At 63.5% G+C, this 15,969-nt stretch carries 14 protein-coding genes; 9 read left to right on the forward strand and 5 right to left on the reverse strand.

Annotated features, from left to right (window positions below):
• Positions 1-164 precede the first annotated feature (164 nt).
• The 5 genes from QX126_RS28085 to hyi all read left to right on the forward strand — a co-directional run bounded on the left by QX126_RS28085 (position 165) and on the right by hyi (position 8,834).
• Positions 165-2,306: an acetate--CoA ligase family protein gene (locus tag QX126_RS28085; protein ID WP_315739805.1), complete on the forward strand. Its 2,142-nt coding sequence runs from the start codon at positions 165-167 to the stop codon at positions 2,304-2,306.
• Positions 2,307-2,431: 125 nt separating this feature from the next.
• Complete coding sequence (locus QX126_RS28090) at positions 2,432-3,265, forward strand: IclR family transcriptional regulator (RefSeq protein ID WP_315785212.1); 834 nt, start codon at positions 2,432-2,434, stop codon at positions 3,263-3,265.
• 972 nt (positions 3,266-4,237) lie between these two features.
• Positions 4,238-6,040, forward strand: coding sequence for an adenine deaminase (locus QX126_RS28095; protein ID WP_315770442.1), 1,803 nt, complete (start codon positions 4,238-4,240; stop codon positions 6,038-6,040).
• A gap of 169 nt (positions 6,041-6,209) precedes the next feature.
• On the forward strand, positions 6,210-7,997 hold the full coding sequence (gene gcl / locus QX126_RS28100) for a glyoxylate carboligase (RefSeq protein ID WP_315785215.1): 1,788 nt from the start codon (positions 6,210-6,212) through the stop codon (positions 7,995-7,997).
• A gap of 45 nt (positions 7,998-8,042) precedes the next feature.
• Entirely contained in the window at positions 8,043-8,834 is a 792-nt protein-coding gene (hyi, locus tag QX126_RS28105) for a hydroxypyruvate isomerase (protein ID WP_315785218.1), read from the forward strand.
• Between the two features lie 473 nt (positions 8,835-9,307).
• On the opposite strand, the gene QX126_RS28110 is transcribed toward hyi, so the two are convergent.
• Entirely contained in the window at positions 9,308-9,577 is a 270-nt protein-coding gene (locus tag QX126_RS28110) for a hypothetical protein (protein ID WP_315785221.1), read from the reverse strand.
• A gap of 117 nt (positions 9,578-9,694) precedes the next feature.
• Here QX126_RS28110 and QX126_RS28115 point away from each other — a divergent pair, with 117 nt between their 5' ends.
• The 3 genes from QX126_RS28115 (at position 9,695) to arr (ending at position 11,273) form a co-directional block, all read left to right on the forward strand.
• The gene (locus tag QX126_RS28115; RefSeq protein ID WP_315785224.1) at positions 9,695-10,018 is read left to right on the forward strand and encodes a hypothetical protein; all 324 of its coding nucleotides are present in this window, start codon (positions 9,695-9,697) and stop codon (positions 10,016-10,018) included.
• An 87-nt stretch (positions 10,019-10,105) separates the two neighbouring features.
• Positions 10,106-10,738, forward strand: a complete 633-nt coding sequence (locus QX126_RS28120) for a glutathione S-transferase family protein (RefSeq protein ID WP_315785227.1) — start codon at positions 10,106-10,108, stop codon at positions 10,736-10,738.
• 121 nt (positions 10,739-10,859) lie between these two features.
• On the forward strand, positions 10,860-11,273 hold the full coding sequence (arr, locus tag QX126_RS28125; RefSeq protein WP_315785230.1) for an NAD(+)--rifampin ADP-ribosyltransferase: 414 nt from the start codon (positions 10,860-10,862) through the stop codon (positions 11,271-11,273).
• Positions 11,274-11,444: 171 nt separating this feature from the next.
• On the opposite strand, the gene QX126_RS28130 is transcribed toward arr, so the two are convergent.
• From QX126_RS28130 to QX126_RS28145, 4 genes are all read right to left on the reverse strand, one after another.
• Complete coding sequence (locus tag QX126_RS28130) at positions 11,445-12,848, reverse strand: ABC transporter substrate-binding protein (protein WP_315785233.1); 1,404 nt, start codon at positions 12,846-12,848, stop codon at positions 11,445-11,447.
• Positions 12,849-13,089: 241 nt separating this feature from the next.
• Positions 13,090-13,491, reverse strand: a complete 402-nt coding sequence (locus QX126_RS28135) for an Imm1 family immunity protein (RefSeq protein ID WP_315770435.1) — start codon at positions 13,489-13,491, stop codon at positions 13,090-13,092.
• 198 nt (positions 13,492-13,689) lie between these two features.
• Positions 13,690-14,370: a hypothetical protein gene (locus QX126_RS28140; protein ID WP_315785236.1), complete on the reverse strand. Its 681-nt coding sequence runs from the start codon at positions 14,368-14,370 to the stop codon at positions 13,690-13,692.
• Positions 14,371-14,728: 358 nt separating this feature from the next.
• Positions 14,729-15,193, reverse strand: a complete 465-nt coding sequence (locus QX126_RS28145) for a hypothetical protein (RefSeq protein ID WP_315785239.1) — start codon at positions 15,191-15,193, stop codon at positions 14,729-14,731.
• Here QX126_RS28145 and QX126_RS28150 point away from each other — a divergent pair.
• On the forward strand, positions 15,156-15,698 hold the full coding sequence (locus QX126_RS28150; protein WP_315785242.1) for a hypothetical protein: 543 nt from the start codon (positions 15,156-15,158) through the stop codon (positions 15,696-15,698). The genes QX126_RS28145 and QX126_RS28150 overlap by 38 nt on opposite strands.
• The last annotated feature ends 271 nt before the right edge of the window (positions 15,699-15,969 follow it).

The raw sequence follows: 15,969 nt of genomic DNA on the forward strand, positions 1-15,969 counted from the left end.
CCTGTGTACAGCATTTTGCGTCCAATATTTTTGGCATGCCAGATGCCAGACTGTCAAGGCGACCGATTTTTCCGCGTTTCCACATCTTCGATGCGCTTGACAAAGTTTGCTTCTGGCATACCAAATGCCATAAACGACGACCAGTCCCCAGGAGGAAGCCCCCAATGTCTGACGCCATCCCGAACGCCAAGGCCACGATCCGCGAAGTGCTCGATCGGGTGAAGGCCGACAAGCGCACCAGCCTCACCGCCCCCGAAGGCAAGGTGGTCTGCGACGCCTATGGCATTCCGGTGCCGAAGGAGGGATTGGCCAAATCCGCCGCCGAGGCGGCCAAGCTGGCCGGCGACATGGGTTTCCCGGTCGTCATGAAGATCGTATCGCCCGACATCCTGCATAAGACCGAGGCGGGCGGCGTCATCGTTGGCGTCAAGACCGCTGACGACGCGCAGAAGGCGTATGAGACCATTCTCGCGAATGCGAAGAAGTACAAGGCCGACGCCAAGATCGAAGGCATCCAGGTACAGCAGATGCTGACCGGCGGGACCGAGGTGATCGTCGGTTCGATCACCGACGGATCGTTCGGCAAGCTGGTGGCCTTCGGCCTCGGCGGCGTGCTGGTCGAGGTGCTGAAGGATGTGACATTCCGCCTCGCCCCCGCCACCAAGGAAGACGCACTGTCGATGCTCGACGGCATCCAGGCGCATGAGATGCTGAAGGGCGTGCGCGGTGGCGACGCGGTCAGCCGCGAGGCGCTGTCCGACGTGATCGTCAAGGTGTCGCAGCTGGTCAGCGATTTCCCGGAGATCGTCGAGCTCGACCTCAACCCGGTGTTCGCGACCAAGAACGGCGCGATCGCAGCCGACGTCCGCATCGTCGTCGATTTCGACTACAAGCCGCGTCCGGCGCCGCGCTCGAACGAGGAAATCGTCACCGCGATGAAGCGGATCATGATGCCGAAGGCGATCGCCGTGATCGGCGCCTCCGCCGAGGACGGCAAGATCGGCAACTCGGTGATGAAGAACCTGATCAATGGCGGCTACAAGGGCGAGATCTATCCGATCCACCCCAAGGCGTCCGAGATCCTCGGCTACAAGGCCTATAAGAGCGTCAAGGACGTCGCCGGCGTGATCGACACCGCGGTGTTCGCGATCCCCGCCAAGTTCGTCGCCGGCGCGTTGATCGAATGCGGCGAGAAGCAGATCCCCGGCGCGGTGCTGATTCCCTCGGGCTTTGCCGAAGCCAACGAGCCCGAGCTGCAGGCCGAGATCGTCGAGATCGGCAAGAAGTACAACGTCCGCCTGATGGGGCCGAACATCTACGGCTTCTATTACACTCCGGCCAATCTCTGCGCGACCTTCTGCACCGCCTATGACGTCAAGGGTCATGCGGCGCTGTCGTCGCAGTCGGGCGGCATCGGCATGGCGATCATCGGTTTTTCGCGCTCGGCGAAAATGGGTGTGTCTGCCATCGTCGGCCTCGGCAACAAGTCCGACATCGACGAGGACGATCTGCTCGCCTTCTTCGAGCAGGACCCCAACACCAATTTGATCGCCCAGCACTGCGAGGACCTCAAGGACGGCCGCGCCTTCGCCGAAGCCGCCAAGCGCGTTTCCAAGAAGAAGCCGGTCATCGTGCTCAAGGCCGGCCGCACCTCGGCCGGCGCCAAGGCGGCCTCGTCGCACACCGGCGCGCTCGCCGGCAACGACAAGATCTACGAGGACGTGCTGAAGCAGTCGGGCGTCATCCGCGCCCGCTCGCTGCGCCAGCTGCTCGAGTTCGCCCGCGGCGTGCCGGTGCTGCCGACGCCGAAGGGTGAGAACGTCGTCATCATCACCGGCGCCGGCGGATCGGGCGTGCTGCTGTCCGACGCCGTGGTCGACAACGGCATGTCGCTGATGGCGATGCCCGCGGATCTCGATGCCGCGTTCCGCAAGTTCATCCCGCCGTTCGGTGCCGCCGGCAACCCGGTCGACATCACCGGTGGCGAGCCGCCGATCACCTATGTGAACACGGTCAAGCTCGGCCTGTCGGACGACCGCATCCACGCGCTGATCCTTGGCTACTGGCACACGATCGTGACCCCGCCGATGGTGTTCGCCCGCAACATGGTCGAGGTGAAGAAGGAGATGGAGGCGAAGGGCTTCGTCAAGCCGATCGTCGCCTCGCTCGCCGGCGACGTCGAGGTCGAGGAAGCCGCCGAATATCTCTACCAGAACGGCATCCCGGCCTACGCCTATTCGACCGAGCTGCCGGTCGAGGTGTTAGGGGCCAAGTACAAGTGGGCGCGCGGCGCCGGCCTGCTCTGATTGATCTGACGCGAATGCCGCTCCGGCCCCTCGCCGGAGCGGCACTTTCTTTGTAGGCATACCCAAGCAAGATCCGTCCGTCCTGCAACGGCGCCGCCTTCGATGACGGTGCAAAGAGGCGCCACGTGATCCGTCGCAAGACGATTGAGTCCCGCGCAGATGCCGCGGCCGAGCCCCGCGACGGCGGCGTGCAATCCGTCGGACGCGCCCTGCAGATCCTTGAGATTCTCGCCGAGGACGATGAAGGCTATCGCCTCAGCGATCTCGCTGTGCGTGCGGGCTTGTCGACCTCCACCGTCCATCGATTGCTGACGACGCTGGAAAAGCGCCGCTTCGTGCAGTTCGACCGCATGGAGTCGAAATGGCACGTCGGCGCGCAGAGCTTCGCCGTCGGCGCGACCTTCACGCGCCGGCGCAATTTCGTGGCGCTGGCGATTCCCTATCTGCGCCGGCTGCGCGACCAGTCGCGCGAGACCGCCAATCTCGCCGTCGTCGACGATGAATCGCTGATGGTGCTGATGCGGCTGGAGAGCCGCGAGATCATGCGCTCGCTGACCAAGGTCGGCGGCCGGCTGGCGATGGTCGCCTCCGGCATGGGCAAGGCCGTGCTCGCGACCTATTCCGACGACGACGTCAACGGCATCATCCACCGCCAGGGCATGCCGCGCCTGACCGAGAAGTCCATCATCCGCGCCAGCGACCTGTTCCGCGAACTGGATACGATCCGGCGGCAGGGCTACGCCGTCGACGACGAGGAGGCCCGCATCGGCCTGCGCTGCATCGCCGCCGTCGTCCACGATTCCTGCCGCGAGCCGTTGGCGGCGATCTCGGTCTCGGGCCTGGCGAGCCGGCTGACCGATGAGCGGGTGGCTGTGATCGGAGCAATGGTGCGGGATGTCGCGGCCGAGCTCACGGCGGCGCTCGGCGGCGTGACGCCGCCGGCCGGAACGTTTCGGTAACAGGACGTTTCGGCAGGGTGCAACGTTTCGATGACAGTGCAACTGACTCCAACGCACGGGCGGAGGGGTGAGTGCACCATCACCGGAATGATTCCCTCGTTCGTCGCTTGGGGCGCCTTCTGTCCAAAATTCAGCTCAACCCTTTCCTCGCGTGCCGTTGAGCGATTTCGCGCTTCTGCTCGTTGCCGATATGCAATCTCTATGATATTATGCTAATAAATGTAATTTAAAGTTGCCGTTGCACTTACTAGGCTAAGCGGCGTCGGTGCGACCGTCCCGCAAAGCTGGAGTGTCGGGCGATGACAAATGTTGTTCGCCCTGAAGCCGGCCAACGTTCTGAAGCCGCGGCCTGATTATGAAGGCCTTGCAAACGAAGGGAGCTTGATATGGCCACTCATGTGCGGACGAAATCGCGGTCAGCCAACCACGGCGACGACTTGACTGCGTGGCATCGGCGAAGGAGGGGCGGGAGCATTCCGATCATCGGTGCCTTGGCCCTCGGCCTGTTATTTGTCTCCGAATCGGCATTCGCCCAGGCCCCGGGCCCGGGGACTTGCACAGCCGTCAAGCGTGCCTCCCCGCGTGGACCTCATTGCGTCCTTACGCAAGACCATTGCACCAAAGGCAACAAGGCGCACATGACGCTCACGGCAGCCGGCTGCAACTGCGTCTGCGCGCCGTAGCAGCAGTGAGCATTGCCGCGTTGTGAAGGAGCGTCCGTAAGGACGCTTCGGCCCGGCCTGAGTTGCTGTCGAGCTCCCTGGCTCGTCGGCTCGAGCGTTGGGCAATCCGATGTTGCGGTCCGTCTCCGAGGACAATGGAGGCGCGGATATTTCGAGGGGAGGGACGAGGGGGCTATTCACCCGCTGCTCAAGCCGTGGTCAGGGCTGCCGATCTATTTGGGCTTGCCGGGACGCGTGCATCGCGCAACCATCGCGGTGCATCGCCCAACACGTCCAGCGAGTTCGTGCCATGACCAAACTCACCCGCTTCTCGGTCGCCCCTCTGCACACGATGACGCGGCGCCTCGCCGATGTCGCTTCGGGCCGCGTTGCGCCCGATCTCGTGATCACCGGCGCGCGCGTGCTTTCGACCTATTCGGAGCGCATCCACCCCTCGCGCGAACTGTGGATCACCGGCGGGCGGGTCGCGGCGGTGAAGCCGGCCGGTGCCCACAAGGCGCTCGGCAGCGGTTTCGCGCTCCATGACGCGGCCGGCGGCATCATCGCGCCGGGGCTGGTCGATCCGCACATCCACATCGAATCCTCGATGGTGACGGCCTGCGCCTATGCGGAGGCCGCGCTGCTCAACGGCACCACGACGATCTTCTGCGACAGCCACGAGATCGGCAACGTCATGGACGTCGCCGGCGTCGAGGCGATGCTGGAGGATGCGCGGCAGGCGCCGCTGTCGATCTTCCTCACCGTGCCCTCGACCGTGCCGGCGACCTCGGCGGCGCTGGAAACCGCGGGCGGCGACCTCACGCCGGACAAGATCGCCGGCCTGTTCGACCGCTGGCCCGAGGCGGTCGCGCTTGGCGAGAAGATGGATTTCGTGCCGGTCTGCATGGGCGACGAGCGCAGCCACGCCATCCTTGCGGCGGCTTTGCAGCGCGGACGGCCGGTGTCCGGGCATGTCTATGGCCGCGAATTCGTCGCCGCCTACGCCGCGAGCGGTGTCACCGACACGCATGAGGCGATCGACCGCGACATCGCCGATGATCTCCTGGATGCCGGCGTCTGGATCTTCCTGCGCGGTGGTCCGCCCACGACCCCGTGGCACAGCCTGCCGCAGGCGATCCGCACCATCACCGAGCTCGGCGCCTCGCACAAGCGCACGGCGGTGTGCACCGACGATCGCGATGCCGACGATCTCATGCTGTTTGGACTCGACTGGGTGGTGCGCGAGGCGGTGAAGGCGGGGATGTCGCCGGAGCAGGCGTGGTCGATGGGCTCGCTGCACGGCGCGACGCGCTTTGCGATGGATGGCGAGATCGGCGGCCTCGGCGGCGGCCGCCGCGCCGATCTGGTTTTGCTCGACGACGGCCTCAAGCCGCAAACGACCTGGTATGGCGGCGAGCTCGTCGTCGACAAGGGCAGGATCACGCCGCGTCTCGATCAGGCGCTGTCGCAGCGCTATCAGTATCCGAAGGCCGCCTATGCCACGGTGAAGCTGCCGGCGCAGATGAAACTGACGCCGGAGCTGCCGACCAAGGCGTGCACCGTGAATGCGATCAAGACGGCGCTGCCGGGCATCACGCTGATCCATGACAAGGTCGCGATCGAGCCGGCGAACGATTGGGAAACGCTGTTCGCGCGCCATGGGCTCTGTTTCGTCGCGGTGATCGAGCGCCACGGCAAGTCGGCTGGCAATGTGGCGCATGGGCTCTTGAAGGATTTCGGCCTGAAGCGCGGCGCCGTCGCGTCCAGCGTCGGCCATGACAGCCACAACATCATCGTCGCCGGCACCAACGAAGCGGACATGCAGGCGGCCGTCGCCGCGATCGGCGCGCACCAGGGCGGTGTCTGCGTCGTTGCCGATGGCAAGGTGAGGGCGATGGTGCCGCTGCCGATCGCAGGCCTGCTGTCGGACAAGCGCGTCACCGAGGTCGCCGATGAGGTCAAGCTTTTGAAGACCGAATGGGTGGAGGCGGGCTGCACCATTCCCTACATGGGCTTCAATCTGATTCCCCTATCGGTCATTCCGGAAATTCGTATCACCGACAAGGGCCTCGTGCTGGTGCCGCAGATGGAGCTCGCGCCGCTGTTCGAATAGCGTGATCGAGCCGTCATGCTGTTAGGACATGTCAGCTGACTTCTGTCCTAACTAACTGAGGCCGCCGCTGTTTTGCCGAGCGTGCCGCATCGTGGGAAAAATCGACGAGTGAATTGAGATCGCAGCTGTCAGCAGCGATGCTTGCGCCTCAACCAGAGGGAGGCGCGAGATGGCGAAGATGCGGGCGATCGATGCTGCGGTGCGTATCTTGGAGAAGGAAGGCGTCACCTGCGCCTTCGGCGTTCCCGGAGCCGCAATCAATCCGCTCTATTCCGCGCTGCAGCGGCGTGGATCGATCCGCCACATTCTCGCCCGCCACGTCGAGGGCGCCTCTCATATGGCCGAGGGCTACACCCGCGCCAAGGCCGGCAACATCGGCGTGTGCATCGGAACCTCGGGCCCCGCCGGCACCGACATGATCACCGGGCTCTATGCGGCGATTGCGGATTCGATCCCGATCCTCTGCATCACCGGGCAGGCGCCGCGCGCGCGACTCTACAAGGAGGATTTCCAGGCCGTCGACATCGAGCAGATCGCCAAGCCCGTGACCAAATGGGCGGTGACGGTGCGCGAGCCAGGGCTCGTGCCGCGCGTGTTCAGCCAGGCCTTCCACATCATGCGCTCGGGCCGGCCGGGGCCGGTGCTGATCGACCTGCCGCTCGACGTGCAGCTCGCCGAGATCGAGTTCGACGACGAGACCTATGCGCCGCTGCCGGTCTACAAGCCCGCCGCAACCCGCAAGCAGATCGAAAAGGCGATCGAGATGCTCAACGCCGCCGAGCGCCCGTTGATCGTCGCCGGCGGCGGCGTCATCAATGCCGATGCCAGCGATCTGCTGGTCGCGTTCGCCGAGACCGTCAACGTGCCGGTCGTGCCGACCCTGATGGGTTGGGGCGCCATTCCCGACGATCATTTGCTGATGGCCGGCATGGTCGGCCTGCAGACCAGCCATCGCTACGGCAATGCCAATTTCCTGGAGTCCGATTTCGTCCTCGGCATCGGCAATCGCTGGGCCAACCGGCACACCGGATCGATCGAGACCTACACGAAAGGGCGCAGCTTCGTGCATGTCGACATCGAGCCGACCCAGATCGGCCGCGTGTTCAACCCCGACCTCGGCATCGTCTCGGATGCGAAGGCGGCGCTGGAGATGTTCATCACCGTCGCGCGCGAGTGGCGCAAGGCTGGCAAGCTGCGCGAACGGCAGGCGTGGCCGGCGGCGTGCCAGGATCGCAAGCGCACGATGCTCCGGCGCAGCGATTTCGACCAGGTGCCGATCAAGCCGCAGCGCGTCTATCACGAGATGAACAAGGCGTTCGGCCGCGACACCTGCTATGTCAGCGTCATCGGCCTGTCGCAGATCGGCGGCGCGCAGTTCCTCAGCGTCAACCATCCGCGCCACTGGATCAATGCGGGGCAGGCGGGGCCGCTCGGCTGGACCCTGCCGGCCGCGCTCGGCGTCCGCGCCGCCGATCCCAGGCGCGAGATCGTCGCGCTCTCCGGCGACTACGACTTCCAGTTCCTGATCGAGGAGCTCGCGGTTGGCGCCCAGTTCAACCTGCCTTACATCCACGTCGTCGTGAACAATGCCTATCTCGGCCTCATACGTCAGGCGCAACGCGGCTTCTCGATGGACTATCAGGTGCAGCTCTCGTTCGAGAACATCAACGCGCCGGAGGTCGGCGGCTATGGCGTCGACCACGTCGCGGTCGCGCAGGGCCTCGGCTGCAAGGCGATCCGCGTCACCGACCCGCGCCAGGCGCAGGCTGCGTTCGCGACCGCGCGCGAATGGATGGCGGAATACCAGGTGCCTGTCGTGGTCGAGTTCGTGCTCGAACGCGTCACCAACATCGCGATGGGTACCGAGATCGACAACGTCGTGGAGTTCGAGGAGGTGCTCGACCTGCCGGTGGACGACACCCCGGCCGAGCCGCCGCGCACCTTGCTGCCGGCCTGATCGCAGCAACCGCTCTCATTCGAGGACCAATTCGAGGACCATGACATGCCGCGCTTTGCTGCCAATCTCACCATGCTCTTCAACGAGCTCCCGTTCATCGAGCGCTTCGCGGCTGCCAAGGCGGCCGGCTTCAGCGGTGTCGAGTATCTCTTCCCGTACGACTTCGACAAGGCGGAGCTGAGCGAGCAGCTGACGCGTCACGGGCTGACGCAGGTGCTGCACAATCTGCCCGCCGGCAACTGGGCCGCGGGCGAGCGCGGCATCGCGATCCTGCCGGATCGCGTCGACGAATTCCGCGACGGCGTTCGTCGCGCCATCGAATACGCGCGGGCGCTCGACTGCCGCCAGGTCAACTGCCTCGTCGGGATAGCGCCTGATGATGCCGACCCGCGCGAGCTCAACCAGGTGCTGGTCCGCAACCTGCGCTTTGCCGCAACCGCCCTGAAAGCGCAGGGGATCAAGCTCTTGATCGAGCCGATCAACACGCTCGACATTCCCGGCTTTGTCCTCAACCGCACCGCCCAGGCGCTGCAGCTGATCTCGGAGGTGGAGTCGGACAATCTGTTCGTCCAGTACGACATCTACCACATGCAGATCATGGAGGGCGATCTGGCCCGCACCATGCAGAAGCATCTCGCCCGCATCGCGCACATCCAGCTCGCCGACAATCCCGGCCGCCACGAGCCGGGCACCGGCGAGATCAACTACGCCTTCCTGTTCCACCATCTCGACGCGATCGGCTATCCCGGCTGGATCGGCTGCGAGTACAAGCCGCGGACGACGACGGTGGACGGGCTGGGCTGGCTGACCGATCGCGCGATCGTTCCCGCGAGCTGAGCTTTCGGCTTCCATGATTGCGCCACATGGCGCCGGTTGATTGCACTGTCACCGAAACGCGCTCCGCCGTCATTCCGGGGCAGCCGCGCAGCGGCTAAGCCCGGAATCCATATCCACGGAGGGCAGATACAGGACGAACTGAGGCCACACGCGGCTCGCGCCATCGTAGACCGTTTCGGCCGGATTCCCGGCTCGCGCTAACGCTTGCCCGCGATGCGGGTGGGGAGGCAAAGTGCGCTCTTGACGTTGGACTGGTCGCTGCGCGATCTCGCGTTGCAAGCTCTCCCGCGGAGCATCGTGCGTTTCCTCTCCCCGTTGGTCACGGCGCGACGAGCTTCGCTCGCGTTGAGAGGGCCGGGGAGCAGCCACACGGGAAGTGTGTCGCAGATGGCCACAGACATTCGTACCAAGCCGACGCGGCCAATCTCGATCGCCGCTACCCGATGGCTGTACCTAAGCACAGGCTGCAACTTTTACGGAAGAAGCTTGTCCAGAGGGTCTCGTTCGATGAAGTCTCGCGGGACACAGAATGAGTGACCACTGTAGCGAGCTCCATCTGTGTCGACGACGGTCGTATCGAATCCAAGCCAGTAGTAGCCATGGCCGTCAATTTCACTCACTGCGCAGGATTGGCCGATAAAGCCGCGCATTTCCGCTTGCTCGCTGGCGGGCAGGTCATGCACCAGCCAATCAGGCAGACCAAGCAGCCTGACACGGTCTCCAACCTGAATGTCGTTCGACACCTTGGCACTCCCCGGTGACCCTTCGAGCCTTGTGCTCATTCGAAATTCGTGCGCATGGACGTCTGTCTATCTCGTCAATAATCTTGAGAGGCGTGAATGGCCAGACTTGGAGAATCCGTGAGCGGCGCGCTCCGTACGTTCGGCTTCTGGCTGGCGAACGGAACCGTCGGTCATCCGCTGCTGGAGGGCATCGACTACTCCTGCATATTCCGAGAACCATCGGAGCTCGAGGCGGCCATGGCTGTCTACGCCAATGTTCTTCGCATGGACGACTCTGGCCAGGTGCTGAACGCCAGAGCCGCGGAGCGACGGGCGGCCCAACACATTCGCGCCTATGTCGATCCGACCTACGTCGTCGATCCGCCATTTCAAGGCTGGGAAGTGGCTCTTCATCAGCCGCCGGGCCTCGACGATCCCGACCCGGACGCGGCGATGAGGTGAAGGCTCGCCGAAAAAATCGCCGGCCGCATGTCGGGCTGCCCTTGCGAGAAACGTCCTGAGACCGGACAGCCGAGGAGGTCGAGCGCGATGATCACAGTATACGGAGAGGGCAGAGGCTTCCGGGTCGTCTGGCTGCTGGAGGAGATGGAACTACCGTACCGCCTCCGGGACGTCGACCTCCTGGCGGGCGTCGAGAACGATGCCGAGTTTCTGGCGATCAACCCGGCCGGCTTCATCCCTGCGATCCGCGACGGCGATGTCACGATGGTCGAGTCGATCGCGATCATGGAGTACATCCTGGCGCGGTACGAGCCGACGGCGCTGGCGCCCTCAGCTCAGGATGGGGCTTTCTCCGCCTATCAGCAGTTTCTCCACCTCGGTGAGGCCGGCCTCGCGGCCTCACTGTTTTTCGTGTCGGGTGCCCGGCATCTGGCGCCGGAGCACGAGCGCGACAATTGGAGCGCGCGTCAGGCGATGGACGTGTTCACGACCCGGTTGAGCCTGGTGACGCGGCAATTGGCGCACGCGCCCTACATGGCTGGCGACGCGTTCACCGCAGCGGACATTTCCGTAGGCTACGCGCTCGAAATGGCGCGGAAGAACGTCGGTGTCGTGTTCGATGATCGTGTGCAAGCCTACATGACGCGGCTGCGCGCCCGTGCCGGCTATCAGCGGGCCCTGGAGACGTGCCAGGCCACGCGGCGCTGGTGGACTAGCTAGGTGGCGGAACGAGAGAGGCGGGTAGCTCGCCGACAGAGTCTTCAACCGACGAAACGATCATTTGCATTCGACTGCCGCTCCGCGACAGATGACGAGTGCTGGAAACCCATCGAGGTCACCGATGTCATCTGTTGCGACCGTGTTTGCACAATCCTTCTTTCACGGCACGCGAGCCGATTTGCGGCCGGGCGACATGATCGCGGTCGGATATGTCTCCAATTTCACCGAGGCGGAGCCGCTGTCCTGGGTCTACTTCACGGCCACGCTGGACGCGGCAATCTGGGGCGCCGAGTTGGCTGCCGGTGACGGACGGGGACGGATCTACGTCGTCGAGCCCACCGGTCCGTTCGTTGACGACCCGAACCTGACGGACAAGAAGTTCCCGGGAAATCCGACGCGGTCTCATCGATCCCGCGCGCCGCTGCGCGTCATTGCCGAGGTCGTCCTGTGGCAGGGGCACGCGCCGGAGGTGGTGAAGCAGATGAAGGAGGGCGTTGCGCGCGCGATGACCGAAGGGCCGGGCATCATCGACTGAACGGCGCGGCGGCATCGCACTGGCGTCGATCCGTCGCGCCCGATGGCTGTTTGCGGACGCTGCTACGCGCTCGCCACGCGGCGTCCTCCGTCCAGAACATCGGAAAAGTCCGGTGGCAAGGTCCGTTCGAACTGGTGTCGACTCACGAAATCTCCTCCTCATGAGCCGAGCCTATCGCCGAGAGGCGAGGGTTGGACCTGTCGTCCATGATTGATCGGAGGCGCCGCTCTGCAGCGTCGCTCGCCTTTCGGCGACGGCATGGTTGAAGAGTTCGAGGACGAGGCCGAATGCCGCCAAGTCCTCCTGTTCGATGGCTCCATCGTCATAGCCCTTGAGGGTCTCGGCGATGATCCCGTCGACCTCCCGCTGCCAGGTCAGCAGATCGTTTTCCGACGCGGCATTGCGCACCTCCGACACCGCGGCAAGAATGCGGTTGCGGCCGCTGGTGTCGTCCTCCAGTTCATCCCGGTTCAGATAGCGGCGCAGCCATTCGGCGGCCGAACCGATGCCGGACAGGACGAGCAAGGCGAACCAGAAATAGTCGCTGTACTTGTCCAGGAAGGTTCGCTCCGTGCCGTTGATCACTGCCGCGGCGCCTCGATGCACGGAAGGCTCGGTCTCCTTCTCCGTGTCGGGTTTCATGATGTGCGAAGCGCCGGCGAGGCCTTGCGTGATCGTGTCGCGGACCGCGAAAAGCTGCCGGTAGAAGGCCGCCGCCTTGGCTTCGGAGAGCCCCTTCCTGGCCAGGATCAGGTGATTGACGCTGATCGTGTCGACCTTGTCCTCCGGCCAGGCCGGTTTTGCATTGAAGACGCTGGCTGGAATTTCCTCGGCCTCGTAGCGCGGATGCTTCAGGGCAATGGCCTCCGATGCTTCGACCGGAAGAAACGTCGGAGCTCCGCGTGCCCGGGAGGTCGCGGTGATCGCGTCCACCGTGATCTTGCTGTCGAGCGGACCGACGGCGAGATACGCATCGAGGGTGGGGTCTTGCGCAAGCTTCTCGATCTCGTCTGTCCCGAATTGAGCCGTGGCAACCTTATCGGGCTGCACGCCGGAGCCCTCCAGAATGGTCTGGAGCACTGCGACATTTGCTCCGGTCCGCCCGATGATGCCGACCTTGTGACCTGCCAGATGGGCGATATCTGCGATCTTGCCGCTGGCCTTCTGCTTGGGCTCGTTGCCGCGTCGCCCGGAGGGCGACCACAGCACGACATAGTTCTTGCGTAGGACCGCCAGTGTTTGCGCATCGGGCGGCATGCCGAGGTCGCCGCGGCCGACCGCCAGATCGGTTTTGTCGGCGGCCAGCAGGGCCAGGGATTCAGCCGCTCCGCCGGTCGTGATCGGGGAGAGCCGGACGGTCCTGCTTTCCTCACCGAAGGCGTCGGCCATCGCCTGGACCACCTTGTGGTCGTCGCTCCCCGCCGGTCCGACGGCGATCCGGAGAGTCTCGGGCTGCAAGACGTAGAACAGGCCAGCCGCGGCGGCGCCAAAGGCGACAAATCCCAGAGCCAGCACGATCAGCAGCCTTCGCTGACGGCGATCGTGAGCACTCCTGACCACATCGGACGATGACATCAGCGGACCCTCTGAGAAAAATGCGTGTTGGCACCAAACGCGCTGGAACTTGGGCGAACCAGTGTCCCCCCGGGATGTTCCGCCGCGGCTGGCGAGAGTTGATGAAAGCAAGCCTTGGTGGGTCGTTTTGGGTCAAAAGGAGCCCAGAGGCACTCCGGCGCCTACTTCCGATCGAGCCCGAGAGCGGACATTCTCAGCGCCACTCCGGAAGGTCCGGAACGGGCCATATGCAGACAGTCGATCACGTCTCCATCCACTCTATCGACTTCGGGAGCGTCTCAGATTCAGCAAACTCTTGAGCGGCAATTAGGCCCTTTTCAAAGGGTATCACATATTTGCGCGGAAACTCCGTGTGATGAGCGAGCCCGACGTAGCAAGTCATAACCGGATGCGTGCTGGACTGATCGCCGCGACTTACATAGTACGGCGGATTGTGGTGACCGAACTGAAAAGCGAGGACGGTCTCGTCGCCACCCACGACCAACGCAAGATCATTGCCGTTTGGGGCCTGGAGGGAGATGATGTTCAACGTGTCCAGCGTTCGCGCTTCGTCGCGAGCCATGCGGATTACTCTTTCAAATTCTGCAAGCGTTGAGACCCGCACGGCCTCCTCGGCATCGTGAACGATAATCGAAAGATCCACGATCTAGCTCCCCTGGTGGCCGCCCTCGGCTGGACAATATCCGTTGCTCCGCAGTCCGTCATTGCGTCCGCTGTGGGTCAAAAGCCGCCTTTCGGTCCCGCCGTGGATTACTTCCGGTTGAGCCCCCCGAGCGGACATCACACGCGACGATCGAAAGGTCCGAGATGGGCCACAAGCTGACGTCCTTGGGGTACGAGGTCATCGAATTGAAGCACTGGCTAAGCGTCGTGTGAAGCGGCGAATCCCGTTGAGTAGAGTCCTCGCCCTAAACACTAGAGCTATAATCCATTCTGGCATTCCCAGATGACGAAGAATCTCCGCATGGCCCTGATCTATTTTCTGCCACATGTTTTGGTCGGTATAGGATGTGTCCTTCTCATTGTGTCGGTCGAGCCTCCAAGTGATCTCTTCGTGCAGGGCGTCGACTCCTGACAAATGCCGAGCAAAATCAAGTTCTCTTCGAGCGCAAATCCGTTCGATCCGGTGGCGGGCCGCTTCGTCGTAGCGGATACCCCATTTCTCCAGCCTGGCATGGGTCGCCTCGTGTACAATCGCGGTTGCGATCCATTCGATCGATGCGTTTTCAGAAGCCATGACGCGTTCGTCCAGCAAGCAGGCGTTCATCGAATGCCGATAGCAACCGGCTCCGTGCGGAACGAGCGTCACCCAAATTCGAGATAGGTTATTCTTGACACGCTGGTAGTGAAGTGGGGCGTACTGTTCAATCAGATGAAGCGCCGCTTCGACGCGCTGGAGATCTGGCTCCGAATCCGATTGAGAACTTCCGATCCAAAGACCATTTGTAATGCGGCCTGTCGACACCCACAGTGCAAATCGATCAGCCAGAGAGAGTATTGTCGCCGGGGCGGCGCGAGACATGGGACAACCATCGCTTCGGACTATGTTAGGATATCTTCAAACTAGTCGGTGGGGCCACTTCCGCCCATTTACACGCTTAATAGTGATTTATCGATTGCTTAGGCCACGTCCGCAATGGGTCAGAAGCAGACATGGCAGCTTTACGAGGTGAGCCCGCAATATCGCCGATAAAGCGCAAGCTGCCGTTGAGGCGCAAAGCCGTCAAAATCACCGGCGCGTTTACAGTCCTTTAGCAATTCAAGAAGCGGCTCGGCTTCAGACTCGGTATTTGAACCCAACTCTTGGGTGGCCTCGAGCCCGGCCGCTGCGAGGTCGTCTCGTCATGGTGACCCGGCGCAGCATCATTCGTGGGCACTGGCTACCGTGGCTGGCTGCGTCCACCTTCGACATCGGTGGTGCAGGGCCGGTACAGCGCTTGGAGTTGCCGGCCGCGAAGGTAGATCGCGCGCGCGGTCATGCCGCCGTGCCGCGTAATCCATTGCCTGACCGCGGGTGGGTAACGATAATAGAGCATCTGCGTGGCTTCAGGGTTGGGAATTGCCTTCCCATCGGGCCCAGGATTGTCCGCGACCCTGAAGCCGAATACGGCTCTTGGGGTCACGCAGATGCTGTCGTGGGGAATGTACGCCAGCACGAGCGTGCAGGCGCCGGCGCAGATGCCGTCGATGATGACGGACGCGCCGAAGTCGCGCAAAAGTTTGAACCTGTCGATATAGGTTCCGATCCGTCCGCCCTGATCAAAAACAATGCGCACGGCAGCCTGACTCGGTTGCATGCTCCCAAGCATGAACGCCGCGACCAGCGTCACCCTCACCAGCTTCATCTGTCCATCGTCCGATCAACCGAACTCCATCGCCTTGCGCAATAACGGCAGCCGGTTCCGCTTTGGTCAAGAGCTGTCTGCCGACCATTCCACGATTAGCGTCGATATGGCCTCCAGCGCAGACATCGCCGCCATCGACCGGGAAGGTCGTGACGGGCCAGAAGCGATCCGAAGAACAAGGGTTGCGCGCTCGTCGGGCAAATCAGTCTGGGCACTTTGTACGCACGTGGTTGAAACGCGCGCCGCCAGGGCTACGGCACGCTGCATCGGACGAATCGAATTCGTCCATGAAATCAAGCTGATCTCGCGCACATCGCTGCGAAGCCAAGAAATTGCTTTCCATTTTTCAGAAATCATGCATGATGCGTGCATCCTGTCTCGCCGAGAGGGGCGTTGCGCGCGATCGTCACGACACGTGAGGCAGGGATGCGGTGGCCGTGGGGTGTCGCAGCGTGCGCTTGGCGCATGTGGACGAACGATGCATCACGGACGCGAAGTCGTGTAGTCCTGGCCTCCCGGTGCCGAGGTCAAGCGCGCGACGAGGGCACTGCCCTCGCGCGGGCGACGGGGTCAATCAGCCGGTCCCCGAGGAGAGCTCGAAGGAAGCGTTAAGACCGCCGCGCAGGGAATGCCGGTTGATCGGCTGAACCTTGTATGGGGAGTAAGTTGTCAAGAGGGGCGTCGTTTGTTGGGGGCGGCCTTTGGCGCCAAGGAGAGGCGCGGTCAAGGCTGGCCGAAGGCCACCGCCGGAGGCGGCGCGTCAGCGGCCTTGAGCG

It is taken from the genome of Bradyrhizobium sp. SZCCHNPS1003, from assembly GCF_032381555.1.
Classification (GTDB): domain Bacteria; phylum Pseudomonadota; class Alphaproteobacteria; order Rhizobiales; family Xanthobacteraceae; genus Bradyrhizobium.